At 61.4% G+C, this 20757-nt stretch carries 20 protein-coding genes, 1 other RNA gene and 2 pseudogenes; 13 read left to right on the top strand and 10 right to left on the bottom strand.

Annotated elements, in window-relative coordinates; all coding sequences use genetic code 11:
- Positions 1–99 precede the first annotated feature (99 nt).
- Positions 100–582: an SsrA-binding protein SmpB gene (smpB, locus tag LRS11_RS09105; RefSeq protein ID WP_260496509.1), complete on the top strand. Its 483-nt coding sequence runs from the start codon at positions 100–102 to the stop codon at positions 580–582.
- Here smpB and LRS11_RS09100 read toward each other — a convergent pair.
- Positions 579–963 (bottom strand): annotated as a pseudogene (locus LRS11_RS09100) (FCD domain-containing protein); the annotation flags it as partial. The gene smpB and the pseudogene LRS11_RS09100 sit on opposite strands and share 4 nt — an antisense overlap.
- A gap of 51 nt (positions 964–1014) precedes the next feature.
- On the opposite strand from LRS11_RS09100, the gene LRS11_RS09095 reads away from it, so the two are divergent.
- On the top strand, positions 1015–1260 hold the full coding sequence (locus LRS11_RS09095; RefSeq protein ID WP_173209432.1) for a hypothetical protein: 246 nt from the start codon (positions 1015–1017) through the stop codon (positions 1258–1260).
- Positions 1261–1312: 52 nt separating this feature from the next.
- Here the strand turns inward: LRS11_RS09095 and LRS11_RS09090 are convergent, their stop codons facing one another.
- On the bottom strand, positions 1313–4231 hold the full coding sequence (locus LRS11_RS09090) for an ATP-binding protein (protein ID WP_260496508.1): 2919 nt from the start codon (positions 4229–4231) through the stop codon (positions 1313–1315).
- Between the two features lie 161 nt (positions 4232–4392).
- Between LRS11_RS09090 and ssrA the strand changes: the two genes are divergently transcribed.
- Positions 4393–4785: a transfer-messenger RNA gene (gene ssrA / locus LRS11_RS09085) on the top strand.
- 143 nt (positions 4786–4928) lie between these two features.
- Here the strand turns inward: ssrA and LRS11_RS09080 are convergent.
- The 5 genes and pseudogenes from LRS11_RS09080 to rlmE all read right to left on the bottom strand — a co-directional run bounded on the left by LRS11_RS09080 (position 4929) and on the right by rlmE (position 7912).
- Positions 4929–5273 carry a type II toxin-antitoxin system RelE/ParE family toxin gene (locus LRS11_RS09080; RefSeq protein WP_260496507.1) on the bottom strand — a complete coding sequence of 115 codons (345 nt, stop codon included), beginning with the start codon at positions 5271–5273 and terminating at the stop codon, positions 4929–4931.
- Positions 5274–5289: 16 nt separating this feature from the next.
- Complete coding sequence (locus LRS11_RS09075; protein ID WP_260496506.1) at positions 5290–5529, bottom strand: type II toxin-antitoxin system Phd/YefM family antitoxin; 240 nt, start codon at positions 5527–5529, stop codon at positions 5290–5292.
- Positions 5530–5670: 141 nt separating this feature from the next.
- A complete protein-coding gene (locus tag LRS11_RS09070) occupies positions 5671–6684 on the bottom strand; it encodes a tyrosine-type recombinase/integrase (protein ID WP_260496505.1) in 1014 nt (337 codons plus the stop codon).
- A pseudogene (locus tag LRS11_RS09065) lies at positions 6681–6956 on the bottom strand (hypothetical protein); the annotation flags it as partial. The gene LRS11_RS09070 and the pseudogene LRS11_RS09065, both read right to left, overlap by 4 nt.
- A 335-nt stretch (positions 6957–7291) precedes the next feature.
- Positions 7292–7912, bottom strand: coding sequence for a 23S rRNA (uridine(2552)-2'-O)-methyltransferase RlmE (rlmE, locus tag LRS11_RS09060; RefSeq protein ID WP_260496504.1), 621 nt, complete (start codon positions 7910–7912; stop codon positions 7292–7294).
- Positions 7913–8136: 224 nt separating this feature from the next.
- On the opposite strand from rlmE, the gene LRS11_RS09055 reads away from it, so the two are divergent.
- Entirely contained in the window at positions 8137–9756 is a 1620-nt protein-coding gene (locus LRS11_RS09055) for an NAD(P)/FAD-dependent oxidoreductase (protein WP_260496503.1), read from the top strand.
- The gene (locus LRS11_RS09050) at positions 9756–10481 is read left to right on the top strand and encodes an RNA methyltransferase (protein WP_260496502.1); all 726 of its coding nucleotides are present in this window, start codon (positions 9756–9758) and stop codon (positions 10479–10481) included. Before LRS11_RS09055 ends, LRS11_RS09050 begins: the two co-directional genes overlap by 1 nt.
- Positions 10482–10496: 15 nt before the next feature.
- Here LRS11_RS09050 and LRS11_RS09045 read toward each other — a convergent pair whose 3' ends face one another.
- Complete coding sequence (locus LRS11_RS09045) at positions 10497–12857, bottom strand: DNA polymerase II (protein ID WP_260496891.1); 2361 nt, start codon at positions 12855–12857, stop codon at positions 10497–10499.
- Between the two features lie 216 nt (positions 12858–13073).
- Positions 13074–13337, bottom strand: coding sequence for a hypothetical protein (locus tag LRS11_RS09040; protein ID WP_260496501.1), 264 nt, complete (start codon positions 13335–13337; stop codon positions 13074–13076).
- On the opposite strand from LRS11_RS09040, the gene LRS11_RS09035 reads away from it, so the two are divergent.
- The 3 genes from LRS11_RS09035 to LRS11_RS09025 are packed head-to-tail and all read left to right on the top strand — an operon-like array spanning position 13336 to position 16500.
- A complete protein-coding gene (locus LRS11_RS09035; RefSeq protein ID WP_260496500.1) occupies positions 13336–13575 on the top strand; it encodes a PP0621 family protein in 240 nt (79 codons plus the stop codon). The genes LRS11_RS09040 and LRS11_RS09035 overlap by 2 nt on opposite strands.
- Positions 13576–13579: 4 nt before the next feature.
- Positions 13580–15157 carry a sensor histidine kinase gene (locus LRS11_RS09030; protein WP_260496890.1) on the top strand — a complete coding sequence of 526 codons (1578 nt, stop codon included), beginning with the start codon at positions 13580–13582 and terminating at the stop codon, positions 15155–15157.
- Positions 15158–15159: 2 nt separating this feature from the next.
- The gene (locus LRS11_RS09025; protein WP_260496499.1) at positions 15160–16500 is read left to right on the top strand and encodes a sigma-54-dependent transcriptional regulator; all 1341 of its coding nucleotides are present in this window, start codon (positions 15160–15162) and stop codon (positions 16498–16500) included.
- A gap of 3 nt (positions 16501–16503) precedes the next feature.
- On the opposite strand, the gene thiO is transcribed toward LRS11_RS09025, so the two are convergent.
- Positions 16504–17613, bottom strand: coding sequence for a glycine oxidase ThiO (thiO, locus tag LRS11_RS09020; protein WP_260496498.1), 1110 nt, complete (start codon positions 17611–17613; stop codon positions 16504–16506).
- A 56-nt stretch (positions 17614–17669) separates the two neighbouring features.
- Here thiO and LRS11_RS09015 point away from each other — a divergent pair, with 56 nt between their 5' ends.
- The 5 genes from LRS11_RS09015 to LRS11_RS08995 all read left to right on the top strand — a co-directional run bounded on the left by LRS11_RS09015 (position 17670) and on the right by LRS11_RS08995 (position 20748).
- Positions 17670–18185 carry a GspH/FimT family pseudopilin gene (locus LRS11_RS09015; protein ID WP_260496497.1) on the top strand — a complete coding sequence of 172 codons (516 nt, stop codon included), beginning with the start codon at positions 17670–17672 and terminating at the stop codon, positions 18183–18185.
- A gap of 100 nt (positions 18186–18285) precedes the next feature.
- On the top strand, positions 18286–18801 hold the full coding sequence (locus tag LRS11_RS09010; RefSeq protein ID WP_260496496.1) for a GspH/FimT family pseudopilin: 516 nt from the start codon (positions 18286–18288) through the stop codon (positions 18799–18801).
- Complete coding sequence (pilV, locus tag LRS11_RS09005) at positions 18792–19295, top strand: type IV pilus modification protein PilV (protein ID WP_260496495.1); 504 nt, start codon at positions 18792–18794, stop codon at positions 19293–19295. Before LRS11_RS09010 ends, pilV begins: the two co-directional genes overlap by 10 nt.
- Positions 19292–20299, top strand: a complete 1008-nt coding sequence (locus LRS11_RS09000) for a PilW family protein (protein WP_260496494.1) — start codon at positions 19292–19294, stop codon at positions 20297–20299. Before pilV ends, LRS11_RS09000 begins: the two co-directional genes overlap by 4 nt.
- Entirely contained in the window at positions 20296–20748 is a 453-nt protein-coding gene (locus tag LRS11_RS08995) for a PilX N-terminal domain-containing pilus assembly protein (protein ID WP_260496493.1), read from the top strand. The genes LRS11_RS09000 and LRS11_RS08995 overlap by 4 nt, the downstream gene beginning before the upstream one ends.
- The last annotated feature ends 9 nt before the right edge of the window (positions 20749–20757 follow it).

Here is a 20757-nt window from a genome sequence, read left to right as displayed (position 1 = left end):
GGCCAACCGCCGGAAAGCGCGCATTGTGCGGAATTCACCCTGCCCCCTCAAGCACAGGCTGTCGCCAGCACCGCGCCGACTCCCTATAATGCCGCGCCTATGGCTAAGCAAAAGAAACACCCTACGGGGACCATCGCGCAGAATAAAAAAGCGCTGCATGACTATTTCGTCGAACACAAGTTCGAGGCCGGCCTGGTTCTGTCCGGCTGGGAAGTGAAGAGCCTGCGCGCCGGCAAGGCGCAATTGGTCGATAGTTACGTGCTGCTCAAGGATGACGAAGCCTGGCTGATGGGTTGCCACATCACCCCATTGAAGGCCGCCAGCACCCACGTCATCGCCGACCCGACACGCACGCGCAAGCTGCTGCTAAACAAGCGCGAGCTGGACAAGCTGTTCGGCTCGGTACAGCAGAAGGGCTACACCTGCGTGGCCCTGTCGATCTACTGGAAGGCGCACCTGATCAAGTGCGAGATCGCCCTGGCCAAGGGCAAGAAGGACTTCGACAAGCGTCATACCGAGAAAGAACGCGACGCCGACCGCGAAGTGCAACGCGCCATGCGCACCAAGGGCAAGGACGACTAAGAAGCCGTCCACAGGGTGCGCCGCGCGCACCTGAAAGCCCACATGGGGCCTTGGTGCGCACAGCGCACCCTACGGTTTGACCGCCACCGCCGCTGCGCCCGCGCCCGACGCTGCGCTTCCAGCTGCACATCTGCCAGCACTTCCTGCACATAATCGATATGCCGGATGGACAGGCTTCGCGCCTCTTCCGCCTGCCCTCTCAATGATTGCCTCGAACAGCGCCCGGTGCTGATTGATCAGCATGCTGCGGGCGTCCTCGCGCTGGGCGTACATGCCGCCGATATTGGTCACCACGTTGCGCTTGAGCAGGTCGAACAGGCCGCGAATGGTGTGCAGCAGCACCGCGTTATGGCTGGCCTCGGCAATCGCCAGCACAGCAGATCGCCGCAAGACTCCTATACTGCTGACACCGCCCACTGGAGGAGCCCTGTCATGCGCCGCACAGCCCTGTTTCTCGCTACTGCCCTGCTCTGCACCCCGCTGATGGCCATGCACTGCCCGGCCGAGATGGCCAAGATCGATAAGCTGCTGCAAAGCGATCCACCGGCCGATACCGAAGTGCTGGCCGAAGTGCAGCGCCTGCGCGCCGAGGGCGAAGCCCTGCACAAGGCCGGCGACCACGCCGAATCGGTCAAGGTACTGGAAGAGGCCATGAGCCTGTTGCAGGCCAGCGAGTAACTAGCAGATTTCGACAACACCGCGGCAACGCAGGTAATTCATCAACAGTCTGCTAGACCACTTCACCTAGCAACGACAGCGCCATCTGCCGCAACTGCTGCAGATCCACCGGTTTCAGCAGGCAGGCCTGTGCCCCCTGCCGACGCGCTTCGGCCTTCTGCACCTCGTCGACGGCCGCGCTGACCACCAGCACCGGCACATCGACCAGGCGCGGCTGGTTGCGCATCCACTCCAGCAGCTCCAGGCCATTGCCGTCGGGTAGATCGAGATCCAGCAGCACCAGCGCGGGAACCTGCTCGGCCAACAGCAGTTGCGCGCGCCGCAGCGAGCCAACGCCCTGCACCTCGGCCATATCGCGCAAGCCTTCCTGCAGCACCCGCAGGCATGCGGGATGGTCCTCGACACAAAGCACCCGGGCCAACGGCAGCGCGACTTCGCCAGCACCGGCCTGGCCGGCATGGCTCAGCAAATCCTGTGGGCAGGCCGCACTCGGCAAGTCGATCCAGAAGCGGCTACCGGCGCCCGGCTCGCTGCTGAAACCGATCTCGCCATCCATCAGCGCCGCCAGTTCCTTGCACAACACCAGGCCGATACCGGTGCCCGGAATATTCGAACTCTCCCGGCCGAGGCGTTGGAATGGCTGGAACAGCTGCGCCTGCTGCGGCTCGCTGAGCCCCGGGCCGCTGTCCTCGACCCACAAGCGCACACCCGCCGGGCGCAGCTCATACCCCAGGCAGACCAGGCCCTGCGGGCTGTTGTACTTGAGCGCGTTGGACAGCAGGTTGAGCAGCACCTGGCGCACCCGGCGCACATCCGCCAGTACATACAGCTCACCGACGATGCCGGGCGTCACCCGTAGCTGCTGGCCGCGCTGCTGCACTTCCGGCTGGACCAGTTCGGCGCAACTGGTGAGCAGCGCGCTGACCTCCACCGGCTTGAGCTGCAGATGCTGGCGACGACTTTCGATGCTGGAGAGATCGAGAATATCGTCGACCAGCGACGTCAGATGGCGGCTGGCCAGGACGATCTCACGGGCGTACTCCAGCTCCTGACGAGCCTCGGGCCGCTCCTGGGCTTCCAGCTCGATCAGCTGGGCGAAACCATGGATGGCATTCAGCGGCGTGCGCAGCTCGTGGCTCATGCTGGACAGGAAGCGGCTCTTGGCCTGGCTGGCGGCTTGCGCCTCCAGGCTGGCATGGCGCAATTCCTCCTGCACCAGCTTGAGGCCGGTGATATCGACATGCGTACCGGCCGCGCGCACGGCACTGCCTTGCTCGTCGCGCTCGATGACCTTGCCGCGGCTGAGCAGCCAGACATAGTTGCCCATGGCATCGGCATAGCGATATTCCGCCTCGAAGAAGTCCTCGACAGCGTCAGCCAGGCTCAGCCGCAGATGACGAATACGCTGCAGGTCATCCGGGTGTACGCGCTGGTTGAACTCGGCAAACGGCAGGCAGCTCTCGCGCAGCCCGAAGCGTTTGACGAAGCGCTCGCTGACACAGATGCTGAGGCTCGCCGCCTCCACTTCCCAGAGGCTTTCCGTGGTGCTTTCCAGCACCAGCTCGAGGGTGCGCTGCACATGCACGCGCTGCGCCTCACTGGCCTGCAATTGCTGGCCGGCATGCTGCACTTCCTCGGCCATCTCGGCCATTTCCAGAATCGCCGTCTCCGGTGCCGCCGGCTTGCGCTCACCCACCGCCAGGCTGCGCATCATCCCGACAATCCCGGCGATGGGTTCGGCCAACTCGTTACTCAGATGCCGCGAACGCAGCCACATCCAGCTACCGAACAGCAGATAGAAGAACACCAGGCCGGCGATCAGCAGATAACCGATCTGCAGGTATTGCTCGGCCAGGCGGTTGGTCTCGCGGAAGATGTTTGCCTCATCCACCACCAGCAGCAGGCGCCAGCCGGTCTGCGGAATCTCGCTCCAGGCCATCAGCTGGTTACGGCCGCCCAGCTGCACCTCTTCCACCCCATGGGTAGCCGTGGCCATGGCAGCGAGCAACGGCTTTAGCCCCGCCTGGCGATCCAGCTTGAAGTCAGCCGGTTTGAGCACCTCACGCTTGACCGCTTCAGCATAGGAATACTGGGTCAGCTCGCGCAGGCCGAAATCGTGCTCGCCGGCGGCCGGGAGCGCCATGATGCCGTTGTCGCGGCTAACCAGCAGGGCATAGCCCTGCCAGGGCACCTGCAGGCTGCCGATCTCGGCCAGCATCTGACCGACCGTCACGTCCAGACCGACCACACCTTCGAGAAAATCACCGCGATAGACCGGCGCCACCGCCGACATCATCCAGCCCAGGCCGGCCGGATCGAGGTAGACATCGGTCCAGGCCGTCTTGCGCTGCGGGTTGTGCTCGGCATTGGCCAGGTAATAGAAGTTGTACTCCGGGATGACCATGTCATGGGGATACTGCTGCAGCACATCGAAATACGGGTAGATGCGGTTGTAGCTGTCCCACGCATTGAAATACACCGCGGCCACCAGCGGGTCCGCCTGCTTGATCGAACGCATCAACGGATCGACACGCGACAGGCGCAACGCCTTGTCGCGGTCCTGGCGCGCCGGCGGCGTGCTGTTGGCATAGAAGGAAGCCGCACGACCATCGTCACTGCGGCTGTGGAATACGCCATCGGGCGCCTGCACATGGCGCGCACGCTCCAGCTCATCCGGCTGATAGCGGCGGTCCTGCAAGGTCTCGCCTACCGCATCACGGAAAATGCTGACCTGAGCCTCGATGGCCCGCAGGCGGCTGTCGATCACCTGCCCTTCGCGCTGCACCGCACTGGCCAGATCCTGCAGAGCACTGCTCTGCAGATAGCCCACCTGGGAATCACGGATCGATTCGTTGGTGTACAGGTACACACCAATCAGCACCGACTCCACCAACACCAGGGGAATCAACGCACTCTGCAGGAAGGCCTGCCAGATCCAGCGGCGCAGAGGTTTGTGCTGTGCGGACGGCATGCCGACGCTCCAAAATCAGGACAGGGGAATGATGGCACATGGCAGCGCCAGAGCTAGCCGACAGCCACAGAAATCCGGCCAGCATTCTAAAGCCAGATCGCAGGTCGACGCTGGGGAACCTTTACCGTAAACTGCGCGTCCTACTCATGTAGGAGAGTTTTGGGGCCGATTAGGATTCGACGCCGGTAGCGAAGCTCTAGGTGCATGCCGACTTGGTAACAGAAGTCGTAAATCCACTGTTGCAACTTTCTATAGTTGCCAATGACGAAAACTACGAGGGCTACGCTCTCGCTGCGTAAGCAGCGCGACTAGTCCTTCTGGTAGCTTCGGCTCCAGCGATCACTAGGGGATGCCTGTAAACCTGAAGTGATTGTCATGCAGAACAGGATCGCCGCGTAGTACGTTGTGGACAAAGTGGCTAAAACTTACACAACTCGTCCAAAGCACCCTGCCCGTCGGGCGGCTACGGATTAACTCAATAGACACGGCTAAGCATGTAGTACCGAAAGTGGAGAACTGGCGGACGGGGGTTCAAATCCCCCCCGGCTCCACCAATCAGAAACAGCATAAACCCCTGATTATCCTAGAGATTTTCAGGGGTTTTTGCTTTCTAGAGACTGCTTGTGCCCCCAAAGTGTCACATCCGACACCCCGGATAAGACCACCAAGGCAAGAACACAAAGAATCTAGAGCGGGCTTACGGAGTCCAGAGCAGGCAGTAGTCAACGAGCATTTGCTCGACGCTCTGCTGCTGCGACATCACAAGCGCGACGGCAACGAGATTTTCTTCTGGAAAATACTCGTAGAGGATTCGACACCCATCCTTGTTGTACTCACGGTACTGAAGCACACCAAGCAGACTGGCTTGCGGGCTGACGGGGCAAGAAAGGGGGTGAAGAGATAGTCGATCAATAATCGACTGAATCAGCTCTCGAACGAACTGCCGAGCAGCTGACGAGCCCTGGCGCTGGGCGAGATTGAGCTGAAATTTCTTGATGCTGTGTTCTGCTGTAGACGTAAAACCGACTTCCGCTTTATTCAATTTATTTCTCCATATGTTAGGGCTCCTCGCTCAGACGTTGCAGAAGGGTTTCACCCGAGATAATGCGGCCTTGGGCCTTGTCTCTACTGCTAATTGCAAGAAGCTTGATGAGAGCGATTGCCTCATCTCGTTGCTTACGTTCGGCGTAGGACTCAACCACGTAGGCCGGCACACCATTCTGAGTAACAACCATCGGCTCTGTGAGGTCGAGGTTTGCCGCGTGACGTTTTAAGTAGCTAATCGTTTCGACCTTCATGGTCTGGTACCTCTGAGTTGCTGTATGCAAAGCACCAATATGGGCATAGCCCCGGCGTGCAGATCTCTCAACGGCATAGCTGCTGAGATGATCCAAATATAGCCCAAATTCAGACCAAAGTAAACACCGCTACCACTTTATTTACCGACCCACAAGAGAAAACGAAAAGTCACTGCCAGATAAGGGATTGAGCCTCACAGCCTCGGCCAAATGCTCCGGCGCCAAGTGCGCATAGCGCATAGTCATAGCCAAGCTGGAGTGACCCAAAATCTTCTGCAGGGTGAGGATGTTTCCGCCCTTCTGCATGAAGTGACTGGCGAAGGTATGGCGCAACGCGTGACTGGCCTGCCCTTTGGGCAATTCAATGCCCGACCGAGCCAGGGCACGACGAAACGAGCTGATCGACCCCGTAAATGGCCCGTAGCGCTTCCAATGATCCTTGATGAAACTCTCTAAGGCCGTCCCGATAGGAACAGTGCGAACGCGGCTGGATTTGGTTTTGCTGTACGTTACCGATCCATTGCGCAGCCTGGATGGGGTTAACCCCTCAGCCTCAGACCATCGCGCGCCCGTAGCTAAGCAAAGCAGCGTGATCGGCTCGACGTGCGGGTTATCAGAGTGCTGCCGAATGGCTTCCAGCAGAATCGAAATTTGATCGTCTGTCAGCCAAGATAATTCGCGCTCTTCAATGCGGAATGGCTTCACCAGCTCCAGCGGGTTCTGATAGTCGATCTGGCCCAGCCCACGCAGCTCGTTATAGACAGCCCGCAGATAGCCCAGCTCATTGTTAAGCGTCTTCGGACTGGTACCCGTTTCAGAACGAAGGCGCCGATCATGGGCATAGACAGAAGCATCAAGCTTGGCAGCTACCGGGTTGCGCAGCCGAACACACAGAGCATCGAGCTTAGCCTTTCGGCGTAAACCATCCTTGAGCATGTGACCGTGCAGGTCATACCAGAGGGTCACCAGTTCGGAGAGCTTGCGACGGTCTGAGGCCTTTGGATTCCAACCAGCATCCTTGGCCTTGTTGGCGAGAATGAAGGTCTCATAGCGCAGTGCTTCGGCTTTGGTATCGAAGAGCTTGCGGAAGCGCTGGCCACGGATGGGCTGGACGTCAGCTAACCACCGACCATCATCACGGCGCTTAACACTCATACCGCCCTACCCCACCGAACATGCCGTTCTTCAAGCAGAGCTTTGATGTGCTTGTACAGGTCAAACTCGCTCATATCCTTGGCGGCATAGTGGTCGCGGATCACCGGCCAGCATTCCCAGGTTTGCAGCCGGTCAAACGCCTTTTTTGCCCCCACCTTCTCCCTTGCCAGCAAGCTGACGAAGTTGCCCAGGAATAGCTCGACGTTCTTGCCGGAGAAGCCGCGAGAGGTCTTGTAGTAGCGCTTGTAGTCGGTGCCATCGAGCAGCGAATCCCCACCGAAAAATCCGTAGGTACGGGCTACCTTTTCGACATCGGCGTACACATCGTGCTTCTGCTTGCTCTAATGGCATCTGAACCAATCCAAAGCGATAATGCTCAAGCTATCCCCTGCGTCAGGGCGGCAATTTCGACAGAGAAAGGGCGGCACCCGGAAACCAAGAGAAATATAAGTGTCTGATTTATATGGATATATAATCCATGAAATGGCGTATTTCTCCTCCCCCCGGCTCCACCAAATGCACAAAAAAAGACGTCCTAGGGCGTCTTTTTTGTGCCTGAAACCCAGTAAATACGGGATCTTTAGCGCCATCGCCAGCAGCGGACGCCTTATCCCTTGAAGCCCTTGGCCATCAGATAAACCTCATTCGAGCGCGGCCGCGATGCTGCTGGCTTGCGTACGACCACCTTGTCGAATGAGGTGCGCACGTCCCGCAGAAACTCGTCGGATCCCTCGCCCTGAAAGACCTTGACCACATAGTTGCCACCAGGCTTGAGCACTTTGCGGACCATATCGAGGGTGAGCTCAACCAGATACATCGAAGACGCCTGGTCGGCAACAGCGACGCCGCTGAGGTTGGGGGCGATGTCGGAGACGATCAGATCGGGTTGTCGGCCATCGAGCTTAGCGAGAAGCTGCTGGAACACGCCGTCCTCGGTAAAGTCGCCCTGAATGAAGTCGACGTTGTCCAGCGGGTCCATCGGCAGAATGTCGGTGGCGATAACCCGCCCCTTCTCACCCACTAACTTGCCGGCCACCTGCGACCAGCCGCCCGGCGCGGAGCCAAGGTCCATGAGCAGCATGCCGGGGCGGATCAGTTTGTCCTTCTCGTTCAGCTCGATCAGCTTGTAGCTGGAGCGCGAGCGCAAGCCATCCTTCTGGGCCTGTTTGACGTAGGGGTCGTTGACATGTTCGTTCAGCCAGCGGGCGCTGCTTTTGGAGCGTTTCATAAGGGAGCCAAGCACGAAAAATCAAGGAAAGGAGCGCGCCGATGCCATGGACAGAGGGCGCAAAGTGGCGCCAAGTATAAGCCGATAGTGCCGTGCAGGTTAAATCCACAGGCCGCTGCCCTGACAGGCGTCCTGACAGAATATGGCGGCGGCGGCTACAATTCGCCCCCTACCCCCCTCCTTTATTGCTTCCTTTGCCGGAGTCACCGGCCAGGATTACCGTCATGATTCGCATCAACGAACTCTCTCTGCCCCTCGATCACTCCGCCGATGAGTTGCGCCAGGCCATCGTCAACCGCCTGAACATCAGCGACGCCGACCTGCTGAACTTCAGCGTATTCAAGCGCAGCTACGATGCCCGCAAGAAGAACAGCGTCATCCTGTTCATCTATATCGTCGATCTTGAGGCGCGCGACGAGGCGGCCATCCTGGCGCGTTTTGCCGATGACCCGCATATCCGCCCGGCTCCGGACACCCACTACTATCCGGTTGGCCAGGCGCCGGCCGACCTGAGCGAGCGCCCGCTGGTGGTGGGCTTTGGCCCCTGCGGCCTATTCGCCGCGTTGTTGCTCGCGCAGATGGGCTTCAAGCCCATCGTGCTGGAGCGTGGCAAGGATGTGCGCAGCCGCACCAAGGACACCTGGGCGCTGTGGCGCAAGAAGGTCCTGACCCCGGAATCCAACGTGCAATTCGGCGAGGGCGGCGCCGGCCTGTTCTCCGACGGAAAGCTTTACAGCCAGATCAAGGACCCGAAGTTCTACGCCCGCAAGGTGATGCACGAGTTTGTCCGCGCCGGCGCGCCGGACGAGATCATGTTCGTGAGCAAGCCGCACATCGGCACCTTCCGCCTCACCGGTGTGGTCGCGGCCATGCGCGAGGAGATCATCGCCCTCGGCGGCGAGGTGCGCTTCGAGAGCAAGGTGACCAACCTGCTGATCGACGATGGTCAGCTGGAGGGCGTGGTGCTGGCCAGTGGCGAGACCCTGCACAGTCGCCATGTGGTGCTCGCGCTGGGCCACAGCTCGCGCGATACCTTCCGCATGCTGCACCGCCAGGGCGTGTTCATCGAGGCCAAGCCCTTTGCGGTGGGCTTCCGCATCGAGCACCCGCAAGGCCTGATCGACCAGGCGCGCCTGGGCAAATACGCCGGTCACCCGGAGCTCGGCGCCGCCGACTACAAGTTGGTACACCACGCCAAGAATGGCCGCGCCGTCTACAGCTTCTGCATGTGCCCCGGCGGCACCGTGGTGGCGGCCACCTCCGAGCCGGAGCGCGTGGTGACCAACGGCATGAGCCAGTACTCGCGCAACGAGCGCAACGCCAACGCCGGCATCGTCGTCGGCATCAACCCGGAGCAGGACTTCCCCGGTGGCCCGCTGGCCGGCGTTGAGCTCCAGGAGCGCCTGGAGTCGGTCGCGTACAAGCTGGGCGGCAGTGACTACTGTGCTCCCGCGCAATTGGTCGGCGACTTCATTCGCGGCGTTCCGTCGAGCGAACTGGGCGAAGTGGAACCCTCCTACAAGCCCGGTGTACGCCTGGGCGACCTGGCGCTCTCGCTACCGGCCTATGCGATCGAGGCGATCCGCGAGGCGCTGCCGGCCTTCGGCAAGCAGATTCGCGGCTTCGACCGTGATGACGCGGTGCTCACCGGTATCGAAACCCGCACCTCCTCCCCGGTGCGCATCACCCGCGACAACGAAACCCTGCAGAGCCTCAACCTGAAGGGCCTGTATCCGGCCGGTGAAGGCGCCGGTTATGCCGGCGGCATCCTCTCGGCAGGCGTGGATGGCATCAAGGTCGCCGAAGCGCTGGCCAAGTCGATCCTGGCCGAGCAGAGCCGCTGATGAAACTCGACGACATCAAGAAGCTGCAGCAGAAGAAGTACCGCGCCGAATTCGGGCATTTTCTGGTGGAAGGCGAGCATCTGCTGCTGGAACTGCAGAAAGCGGCCCTGCACAACCCGCTGCTGCAGCGCAGTCAGCTGTATGTGACCGGCGCCTACGAGCACTGGCAGAGCCCGTTCAAGACCCAGGTGATCAGCGACCGGCAGATGGCACAGATCGCCGATACCCAGACCCCACAGGGCATTCTGGCCGTGGTGCCGATGGCGGCGCTGACGCCGCCGGTGTCTGCAGCCAACGAACGGGCCATCTACCTGCATGAAATCCAGGATCCGGGAAATCTCGGCACCATCCTGCGCACCCTAGCCTGGTTCGGCAATTTCCGCTGCCTGCTCAGCCCCGACAGCGTCGATCCGTACAACCCCAAGGTCGTGCGCTCCAGCATGGGCGCGATTTTTCATGTGCCGCTGGAGCTGGATGTGCAGCTGGACTCTCTGCGCACGCGCTTCGCGCGCATCGCCTGCCTGGATATGCAGGGTGAGCCGGTGCAGTCGGCCGGCTTCAAGGCCTTCGATTGCTACCTGTTCGGCAACGAAGCGCGCGGCGTGCCGCGCGAGCAGCTGATCGCGCTGAATGCCCAGCCGTTCACCATTGCCGGCTGTGGCGCCATCGAGTCGCTGAACCTGGCGACGACGGTCAATATGTGCGCGTACGAGCTGAACAGATAACGGTTCAGCGCCGCCTCAAAACAAGCCCAGCTGCCGGTCGACCAAGCGACTGAAGTCGTCATCCACGAAGGGCAGGATCGCATCGGCCACCGGTTGCAACTGGCGTGACAGGTAGTGCTCGTAGTCGATCAGGGAGCTGCGGGTTTCCAGCGGCTCCGGCCCGGCGAGGGTCATCACGTAACTGATCCAGCCACCGTTCTGGTACTGCCGCGGCCGCCCCTGGCGCTCGTTGTAGTCGTCGGCCAGACGCGCTGCGCGCACATGCGGCGGCACGTTGCGCTGGTAGTCGCCGAGCTGGCGGCGCAGGCGTTTGCGGTAGATCAGCAACTCATCCAGTTCGCCGGCCAGGGTGCGCCGCACGTAGTCGCGCACATAGTCCTGATAGGGCTGGCGGTTGAAGATGCGTTGGTAGAGCTCCTGCTGGAACTGCTGGGCCAGCGGCGACCAGTCGCTGCGCACCGTTTCCAGGCCCTTGTAGACCATTTCCTCGTGGCCGTCGGCACGCTTGACCAGGCCAGCGTAGCGCTTCTTGCTGCCCTCTTCCGCACCGCGAATGGTCGGCATCAGGAAGCGCCGGTAGTGCGTCTCGAACTGCAGTTCCAGCGCGCTGTGCAGGCCGTATTCCTGCTGCAGATGCTCACGCCACCACTGGTTGACCCGCTGCACCAGCGCCCGGCCAATACGCGCCGCCTCTTCTTCGGCATGCTCATGACCGAGCCAGACGAAGGTGGAGTCAGTGTCGCCATAGATCACCCCATGGCCTTCGGCTTCGATCAGCTCGCGGGTGCGGCGCATGATCTCGTGGCCGCGCAGGGTGATCGACGAGGCCAGGCGGGTGTCGAAGAAGCGGCAGCCACTGGAGCCGAGCACGCCGTAGAAGGCGTTCATGATGATTTTCAGGGCCTGCGACAGTGGCGCGTTGCCCTCGCGCTTGGCCGCCTCGCGGCCCTGCCAGACGCGCGCGACGATGGCCGGCAGGCAGTGCTTGCTGCGCGAGAAGCGCGCGCCGCGAAAGCCGGGCACCGACTGACTGTCGTCGGGGTGGCACAGGCCTTCCACCAGGCCCACCGGGTCGATCAGAAAGGTGCGGATGATCGACGGATACAGGCTCTTGTAGTCGAGCACCAGCACCGACTCGTACAGGCCGGGGCGCGACTCCATGACGAAGCCACCGGGACTGGCCTGCGGGATCTTCTCGCCAAGGTTGGGCGCGACGAAACCCTGGCGATGCATCAGCGGCATGTACAGGTGGGTAAAAGCCGCTACCGAGCCGCCGCTGCGGTCGATCGGCAGGCCAGTGACGGCGGCGCGCTCGAGAAGGAAGGTGAGCAGTTCGGTCTTGGCGAAGATCCGCGTGACCAGCTCGCAGTCCTTGAGGTTGTAGCGCGCCAGGGCGGGCTTGTCCTCGGCGAACATGCGGTTGATCTCATCCATGCGCTGGTAGGGCGTATCGATCGACTTGCCCTCGCCGAGCAGGGTCTGGGCGACGTATTCCAGGCTGAACGAGGGAAAGCTCCAGGTCGCCGAGCGCAGTGCCTCGATGCCGTCGATGATCAAGCGGCCGGCCGCCGCGGCGAAGTAGTGCTTGCCGCTGCCGTGCTCGCGCCAGCCCATCTCGTCACCACCACGCCCCAGGCGCAGCGGCACCTTGAGGCGCTGGGCATGTTCGTGCAGCACGCGCAGGTCGAACTGCACCAGGTTCCAGCCGATGATCGCATCCGGATCATGCCGGGCCAGCCACTCGTTCAAGCGCTCCAGCAACTGCGCACGGCTGGCGCAGTAGTCGAGCTGGAAGTCCACGGCACTGTCGTCGCCATTGGCCGGGCCGAGCATATACACCTGGCGCTGGCCGCAGCCTTCCAGGGCGATGGAGTACAGCTCGCCATGCTCGGTGGTTTCGATATCGAGGGAGACCAGGCGCAATGGTGGGCGGTAATCCGCCACGGGTTTGAGTTGCGCCTCGAGCAGCATGCCGCCCTCATCCGGCGTGCCGCCGAACAGCAGCGGCGCGGTGATGAAGCGCTCCATCAGGTAGCGCTCCGGCGGGCGCACATCGGCCTCGTAGACATCGACGCCGGCCTTGCGCAACTGCTTGTCGAGGTTGATCAGCTGGCGGTGCTGCTGGCAGTACAGGCCGAGCACGGGGCGATGGTGGAAATCGCACAGCCCCAGCTCGCGCAGCTCCGCCCCGCGCGCGCCTTGCAGCAACGTTTCGGCGCGCGCCCGTTGCTCAGCCGGAATGAAGGCCACCGAGGGCTGATACGGCAGGCGCACCAGGCGCGGGCCGGTGTCGGTCGCCAGCCAGAACTCGACCTGCGTGCCGGCCGGCGTATCGCGCCAGTGCCGGGTCAGGACAAAGCCCTGCTGTAGTTCCACCCTTGCAACCTCGGAAATCTGTTTCACGGCGCAATTCTACTGGCACAGCTGAGTATTCGCTGTGCTTAGTCGCAGCCCGGCGTGCAATGGCAACACACCCCAGTCGAGTCACGAATAGCCAAAGGCTTACACGGGCAAGCTGCGATCCGCCCTGTCGCAAGCCAGCGGCAGTCACTAATCTAGCTACATCACTGCAGCGCAGGACGCGCAGCAGGATCAAGGATGATCGACCATCGCCAGGACGGCAGCTGACAGGATGTCGGAATGGTCTGAGAAAAACCCGCTTCGGCGGGTTTTTTGTTGCTGGCGAAAAAGTACTGCCCCCCTAGGGCCTGTTCCCGCTCGACGCCATTGCCGGCTATTTACCTGCGAAACAAAACCGACAGAACTTTCTTGCTCGCCACAGGCACGCTTTATCTGCTGCGCCCGGGCATTGACCTTGGCTACACTGGCCGCCTGCCAACAAGAAGAGTGCGCCATGTTCCGTCTGTTGTTCTGGATTGCCCTGATTGCCGCTGCCGTCTGGCTGTGGCGGCGTTTCAATCGCCCCGCCAGCAGCAAGCCCCAAGCTGACACGGCAGAACCCAGTGCGCCACCAATGGTGCGTTGCGCGCACTGCGGTGTGCATGTCCCGCGCGACACGGCGCTGGCCGACGCGCAGCGCTGGTATTGCAGCCAGGCCCACTTAGAGCAGGACGCCAGCTCCGGTGAACGCTGATGCCATGACCCTCGAAGGTGTCCATGGCCGCCGCGTCCTGCGCCTGTACCATCTTTATCGGGTAACCGTTGGCCTGGCTCTGGTGCTGTTGATCTCCAGCGACCTGGACGAGGATCTGCTCAACCTGGCCCACGCGGGACTGTTCCGCGATGGCAGCTGGGCCTACCTGATCATCAACATCCTGATCGCCGTTCTGATGCAGCGGCCACGCCACCTGCTGCAGGTGTTCAGCCTGGCGCTGGCCGACGTCATCCTGCTGGTGGCGCTGTTCTACGCGGCAGGAGGTACGCCCAGCGGCATCGGTAACCTGCTAATCGTTTCAGTGGCCATTGCCAACATCTTGCTACGCGGCCGGGTCGGCCTGCTGATCGCGGCTGTCGCGGCCATTGGCATGATCTACCTGACCTTTTACCTGAGCTTCAGCCGCCCGGCAGCCGCCAGCCAGTATGTGCAGGCGGGCGCACTCGGCGCCTTGTGCTTCGCCGCCGCCATATTCCTACAGGGCTTGAGCCGGCGCCTGCAGCAAAGCGAACAGCTCGCCGAACAACGGGCGGTCGATGTCGCCAGCCTGGAAGCCCTCAACGCACTGATCTTGCAGCGCATGCGCACCGGCATCCTGGTGCTGGACGATCAGCACCGTGTGGTGCTGGCCAACCAGGGCGCCCTGACCTTGCTCGGACGCAACGAGCTGACGGGCAAAGTCCTCGACCCGCACTGCCCGGAGCTGGTTCGACGGCTGCAGCAATGGCTGCACAACCCCACCTTGCGCCCGCAGAGCCTGCAGGCCATTCCTGATGGGCCGCTGCTGCAACCCAGCTTCATTCCTCTGCACCGCGGCGAGGAAATGCACACCCTGGTGTTTCTCGAAGATATCTCGCAGATCACCCAGCAGGCCCAGCAACTCAAGCTGGCCTCGCTGGGCCGCCTGACTGCCGGCATCGCCCATGAAATCCGCAACCCGCTTGGCGCCATCAGCCACGCCGCGCAGCTGCTGCAGGAATCGGAGATCCTCGATGGGCCTGACCGGCGCCTGGCACAGATCATTCAGGACCACTCGCGGCGGATGAACCTGGTCATCGAGAACGTTCTGCAGCTGTCGCGCCGGCGCCAGGCCGAACCCCAGCTGCTGGACCTGAAATACTGGCTGCATCGTTTCGCCAGCGAGTTTCGCAGCTCGGCGGCACTCGACCAGACTCTGCATCTGGAAACTTCCGGCAGCGGCCTGCAGACCCGCATGGACCCGCACCAGCTGACCCAGGTACTGACCAACCTGGTGCAGAACGGCATGCGCTACAGCGCCCAGGTACACCAGCTCGGCCAGGTCTGGCTCAAGCTGTTCCGCGACCCGGACAGCGACCTCCCCGTGCTCGAGGTACTCGACGACGGCCCCGGCATTCCCGCCGAGCAGCTACAACATATCTTCGAGCCCTTCTACACCACCGATAACAAGGGCACCGGTCTGGGCCTGTATATTTCCCGCGAGCTGTGCGAAAGCAACCAGGCACGCCTCGACTACAAACCGCGTGAAGGTGGCGGCAGCTGCTTCCGCATCACCTTCGCCCACTCACGCAAACTGAGCTGACCATGAGCACCCGGCAAAGAGCCCTGATCGTCGACGACGAGCCCGATATCCGCGAACTCCTGGAAATCACCCTGGGGCGGATGAAGCTCGACACCCGCAGTGCGCGCAACGTCAAGGAAGCCCGCGAATGGCTGGCGCGCGAGCCGTTCGACCTGTGCCTGACCGACATGCGCCTGCCCGACGGCACCGGGCTGGAGCTGGTGCAGCACATCCTGCAACGCCACCCGCAGGTACCAGTGGCGATGATCACTGCTTATGGCAGCCTGGATACCGCGATCAACGCCCTCAAGGCTGGCGCCTTCGACTTCCTCACCAAGCCGGTCGACCTCGGCCGCCTGCGCGAACTGGTAGCCACCGCACTGCGCATACGCAGCGCCAGTGATGCCGAAGGTCCAGTCGATACGCGCCTGCTCGGCGACTCACCGCCCATGCGCGCACTGCGCAATCAGATCCAGAAACTGGCGCGCAGCCAGGCCCCGGTCTACATCAGCGGCGAGTCCGGCAGCGGCAAGGAACTGGTCGCCCGCCTGATCCACGAACAGGGGCCGCGCGGCGAACAGCCGTTCATTCCGGTCAACTGCGGAGCGATCCCCTCCGAGCTGATGGAAAGCGAGTTCTTCGGCCACAAGAAAGGCAGTTTCACCGGCGCCATCGAGGACAAGCAGGGCCTATTCCAGGCGGCCAATGGCGGCACCCTGTTCCTCGACGAAGTGGCAGACCTGCCGCTGACCATGCAGGTCAAGCTGCTGCGCGCCATCCAGGAAAAAGCCGTACGGGCCGTGGGTGGCCAGCAGGAACTGGTCGTCGATGTGCGGATTCTCTGCGCCACCCACAAGGACCTGGCCGCCGAAGTGGCGGCCGGGCGCTTCCGCCAGGATCTGTTCTACCGCCTAAACGTCATCGAGCTGCGCGTCCCGCCCCTGCGCGAGCGCCGCGAAGACATCCCGCTACTGGCCGAAACCATGCTGCGCCGCCTCAGCGAAGGAACCGGCATTGCCCCAACTCGCCTGACCGACGACGCCCTGGACAAACTGAAAAGCTACCGCTTCCCCGGTAACGTCCGCGAGCTGGAGAACATGCTGGAGCGTGCGCACACCCTGTGCGAAGACGAACAGATCAAGGCCAGCGACCTGCGCCTGGCCGACACGCCCTGCTCGGCCGACGCCGGCGAGGCCTCACTGGCGCAAATCGACAACCTGGAAGACTACCTGGAAGACATCGAGCGCAAACTGATCATGCAAGCCCTCGAAGAAACCCGTTGGAACCGCACGGCGGCAGCCCAGCGCCTGGGCCTGACCTTCCGCTCGATGCGCTATCGCCTGAAGAAGCTGGGGATCGACTGACCCTCAGCCCAGCCTTCCAGCCGGCGCATAAGGCGCCGGATCGACAATCGGACTTTCGCCCAGCATCAGATTTTTCAGCAGCTCGCAGGACGCTGGCGCAAGCACCAGACCATTGCGGTAGTGCCCGCAGTTCAACCACAACCCTGGATGCTCGACCACCTCGCCGATAAAGGGAATGCCTTCCGGCGACCCAGGACGCAGCCCGGCCCAGTGACCGACCACCTCGGCATCAGTCAGTGCCGGCAACAGCTCCTGCGCAGAGGTTTTCAGACTGGCCAACGCAACCTCGGTGGGCGTCTTGTCGAATCCGGCATGTTCCAGCGTGCTACCAATCAGGATATGGCCATCCTTGCGCGGAATGGCATAGCGGCCCTTGGCAAGCACCATGGCCGGGAGGAAGTCCTCGGCGCACTTGTAGAGGATCATCTGCCCCTTGACCGGCACCACGGGAAGGCTCAGCCCAAGCGTAGCCAGCAACTCGCCACTCCAGGCGCCGGCAGTCAGTAATACACGATCAGCGCGCAATTCGCCCTGACCTGTGCGCACCCCCCACACACGCCCTTCCTGCTGAATAAAACCGGTTACCTCAGAGCCTTCATATACCGTGACATTGGCTCTTTGCGCCAAGGCTAAACGCAGAGCCTTGAGCAGACGCGGATTGCGCACACTGGCCACCCCAGGCATATGCAACGCCTTGCCGAACCCACCACCCAGCACTGGCAACGTCTTGTGAACCTCTGCCATGCCGGGTTGCAGCAACACTCGTCCCTCACGCTCCGCCCAGGCCAAAGCCAGTTCTTCATCTTCCAGATCCAGCCAGTACAGCCCGGTGGCATGAACCTGTGGATCGATCCCCGTCTCGCTTTCCAGGCTGGCGCCAAGATCGGGATAAAAACCCTGTGACCAACTCGCCAGCGCAGTCACCGCTGAGCTGTAACGCCAGGGATAGAGCGGTGAAATGATGCCGCCGCCGGCCCAGGAGGACTCCTGCCCTATCCCACGCCGATCAAGCAGGCTCACCTGCAGTCCCGACTGTGCCAAAAACAGCGCACTCAGGGCACCGATAACCCCACCACCGACGATCAGTACATTGCTCTCGGCGCGGCCTTGCAATACAGGCGACTGAACTACACTCACTCGCTCACCCCACTTACAGCAAGGACGCTGTAATGAAAAATAGCCATGGACACACCCTGTTGGAACTGCTGATCTGTTTGGCAGTTTTCATTTACCTAGCCAGCATCGGCATACCTCACCTTGCCCATTTGCGTCAGCAAATGGCTCAGCGCGCAACAACCAACAACATGCTTGGCGCGCTCCATTATGCCCGTAGCCAGGCAGTTTTCTCGCGGATAAGCACCAGCTTGTGCAACGGCGAACTGAGCTGTTCGAGCAGCACGACCTGGCAAAATGACCTCCTGGTTTTCTCCGATCCGAACGCTAACGGCCAACTGGATGCTGGAGAGGTCTTGCTGCAGAAGCTGGCCATTCCAGAAGACTATTCCTGGCGCTGGTCCAGTTTTCGCAGCCGCACCCGCATCAGCTTCGCCAACGACGGCACCACCCTGGCCCTCAATGGCACATTCACCCTCTGCCACAAAACCACCCCTACCCGGCAAATTGTGGTGAGCGTCACAGGCCGACCGCGCGTCCAGCCACCCATGCCTCAGGCTCGTTGCAGTTAAGTGCATCTCGTCGCGACATCCGGCACGCCCATCCCACAGAACTGGTCTTCCCTGCGTCCTCCTGTAGGTTTAGGGGCAGGAAAAAAGGGAAGCCTGTGTCATGCGCAAAAGTAGTGGATTTACCCTGATAGAAATGATGATCGTGATCGCCCTCATCGCGGTGATCGCCAGCTATGGCATCCCCCAGTTCAACGGCATGATGCAGAACGGCCGCATCTCTACCCAGGTGAATCAGCTGCAAGGTTTGATGCAACTGGCGCGCAGCGAGGCAGTAACCAATCGGGTTAGTTCTGGCGTCTGTGGCAGTACCGATCAAGCCACCTGCGACACCAACAACTGGGAAGATGGCGCCATTCTCTTCCGCGACACTAACGGGGATGGCATCAAAGACGCTTCCGAAGCGGTAGTGCGAGTCATGCCCGCAGTCAGCAATGACAACACCATTCGCGGGGTCAATGGCGTCATCAGCTTTCTGGCCGATGGCACGCTAGATGCCACGGCCATGCTGGCGATCTGCGATACGCGCGGCGCGGCCAGCTCCCGCCAGGTTCGACTCAACACTGCTGGGCAAAGCCGTATCAGCAAAGGCAATCCGGGAGATGTCGTATGCCCATAAGCGCAAGAAAACAACGCGGCTTCAGCATCATCGAAGTGCTGTTCGCCTTGCTGATTCTGGCCATTGGCCTGTTTGGCATGGCCAGCCTGATGATGACCAGCATGAAGTCCAACCAGAGCGCCGCCGTACGCAGCCAGGCCACCTGGCTGGCCTACGACATCATCGAACGCATGCGTTTAAACGCAGCCACGGCCACAAATGGTAACTATGACATCGCAGCAGCGGATACGGCGGATGACGTGGATGATCCAGGCTGCAAGGACACGGGCTGCACGGCGACCGCTACGGCACAGCTCGATCTGTGGGAATGGAAAACCCAACTGGAGCAGGCCGGGCTCAGTGGCGCGATACAGCAGACTGGCAACACCCTGACGGTGACTATTACCTGGCAGGATCTCAATACCTGGCGGGATCCCAAGACCAGCGACCTGAATACATGCAACGAAGACGACGTAGAAGGCCAATGCTCCTATATCCTGAGTGCAACCCTATGAATGGCATAATCCTGACGCCCCGTGGCCGGCAGCAGGGCCTGAGCCTGATCGAGCTGATGGTTACCCTGCTGCTCAGCTCCTTCCTTCTGCTCGGCATTCTGCAGTTATTCATCAACAGCAATACCACCGACCGCGCCAACTCTGCCCTCGCCCGCCTGCAAGAGAATGGCCGCATCGCCCTGGACATGGTCAAGCGCGACTTCCGTAGAACCGGCTACCAGGGCTGCGCCTCACCCGACATGGAAAGCCTGGAAAGGTCCAGCCGAACCTTCCCACTGGATGCCATGGGCGACCAGGTTGAAGGGGCAGGCACCGACAACGACACTCTGCTTGTGCGCCACGCAGCGCCTGCGCGCATTCGCCTGGTCGAGACCTTCCCCGATACCACCATCATTACCGGCCCCGGCGTCGGCTTCACTGCAGGCGAACGTTACGAGTTCGTTCTGACCGACTGCGAGGCTGTCGCCATCTTCACTGCGGATGTTTCCGCACCCAGCGACAATGCCGACCCAGCGACCGAGGTCGAATTCCCCAACAAATATTCCATCAGCAACCTGAAAGGTTTCAATAACGGTCCAGCGCCCGACCTGAGCACCATGGCCACCACTGAGCACACCGAATTTCTGCGGATTACCGAACACCAGTACGCGGTCAGAGACGACCCGACCAACAACAATCGGCCCACCCTGTACAAAGGCGATGACCCGATGATCGCCGACGTGGACAACTTCCAGGTGCTCTATGGCATTGATTCAAATGGCAATGAACCAGGCGGCACGATCAATTGGTACAACGGTGACACCTTGAATACCGAAGATCTGCGCAGCCAGGTTAGTCGCCTGCAGATCAGCCTGGTCATGTCCAGCCCGGACGAGGTCGCCGACCAGGCCAACACTCAGGCTTTCACTATCGCCAATCTTGCCAGCAACCAGTTGAATGCCATTGCCGATCGCCGCCTGCGGCGCGCGTTCAACACAGTCATCGATGTGAGAAATCGTCCATGAGAAATCTGTCTACCCCTCGGCAACAGCGCGGCGTAGTTCTGGCCGTCAGCCTGATCTTGCTGCTGCTGCTGACCATCCTGGCCATTACCGCCTCGACCAGCTCGACCCTGCAGGAACGCATGGCCGCCAATGCCCAGGACGAGAATATCGCCTTCCAGGCCTCCGAAAGCGCCCTGACCACGGTGAACAGCCAGCTCAATACCTACATTGAGCCCGCCGCCGATAGCCTGATAACCAACACGAGCTACACCAACAAGAGCGTGCGCACGCGCCTGGAAGTCGAATCTCACCCCACTGAAAGCAGCCTGAATGTCGATCCAGGCACTCCAGACTTCATCCTGTACGACATCACCAGCACCACCACGCTGGATCCAAGCGTCGTCACCATTGACGAAAACAACGCCTATGCCCGCCACCGGCAGGGCTATCGCCTGCGCATTATCAAATGAAGTACCCGA

Origin of the sequence: Pseudomonas sp. J452 (genome assembly GCF_024666525.1) — a bacterium.
In the GTDB taxonomy this organism is placed as follows: Bacteria; Pseudomonadota; Gammaproteobacteria; order Pseudomonadales; family Pseudomonadaceae; genus Aquipseudomonas.
This window is presented reverse-complemented; position numbering and strand designations above follow the sequence as displayed.

Bases quoted from the DNA above. Each gene is read 5' to 3' on its own strand.
- smpB (WP_260496509.1), top strand. From the start codon at position 100: ATGGCTAAGCAAAAGAAACACCCTACGGGGACCATCGCGCAGAATAAA.
- LRS11_RS09095 (WP_173209432.1), top strand. From the start codon at position 1,015: ATGCGCCGCACAGCCCTGTTTCTCGCTACTGCCCTGCTCTGCACCCCG.
- LRS11_RS09090 (WP_260496508.1), bottom strand. From the start codon at position 4,231: ATGCCGTCCGCACAGCACAAACCTCTGCGCCGCTGGATCTGGCAGGCC.
- LRS11_RS09075 (WP_260496506.1), bottom strand. From the start codon at position 5,529: ATGAAGGTCGAAACGATTAGCTACTTAAAACGTCACGCGGCAAACCTC.
- LRS11_RS09070 (WP_260496505.1), bottom strand. From the start codon at position 6,684: ATGAGTGTTAAGCGCCGTGATGATGGTCGGTGGTTAGCTGACGTCCAG.
- rlmE (WP_260496504.1), bottom strand. From the start codon at position 7,912: ATGAAACGCTCCAAAAGCAGCGCCCGCTGGCTGAACGAACATGTCAAC.
- LRS11_RS09055 (WP_260496503.1), top strand. From the start codon at position 8,137: ATGATTCGCATCAACGAACTCTCTCTGCCCCTCGATCACTCCGCCGAT.
- LRS11_RS09050 (WP_260496502.1), top strand. From the start codon at position 9,756: ATGAAACTCGACGACATCAAGAAGCTGCAGCAGAAGAAGTACCGCGCC.
- LRS11_RS09035 (WP_260496500.1), top strand. From the start codon at position 13,336: ATGTTCCGTCTGTTGTTCTGGATTGCCCTGATTGCCGCTGCCGTCTGG.
- LRS11_RS09040 (WP_260496501.1), bottom strand. From the start codon at position 13,337: ATGGCGCACTCTTCTTGTTGGCAGGCGGCCAGTGTAGCCAAGGTCAAT.
- LRS11_RS09030 (WP_260496890.1), top strand. From the start codon at position 13,580: ATGACCCTCGAAGGTGTCCATGGCCGCCGCGTCCTGCGCCTGTACCAT.
- LRS11_RS09025 (WP_260496499.1), top strand. From the start codon at position 15,160: ATGAGCACCCGGCAAAGAGCCCTGATCGTCGACGACGAGCCCGATATC.
- LRS11_RS09015 (WP_260496497.1), top strand. From the start codon at position 17,670: ATGAAAAATAGCCATGGACACACCCTGTTGGAACTGCTGATCTGTTTG.
- LRS11_RS09010 (WP_260496496.1), top strand. From the start codon at position 18,286: ATGCGCAAAAGTAGTGGATTTACCCTGATAGAAATGATGATCGTGATC.
- pilV (WP_260496495.1), top strand. From the start codon at position 18,792: ATGCCCATAAGCGCAAGAAAACAACGCGGCTTCAGCATCATCGAAGTG.
- LRS11_RS09000 (WP_260496494.1), top strand. From the start codon at position 19,292: ATGAATGGCATAATCCTGACGCCCCGTGGCCGGCAGCAGGGCCTGAGC.
- LRS11_RS08995 (WP_260496493.1), top strand. From the start codon at position 20,296: ATGAGAAATCTGTCTACCCCTCGGCAACAGCGCGGCGTAGTTCTGGCC.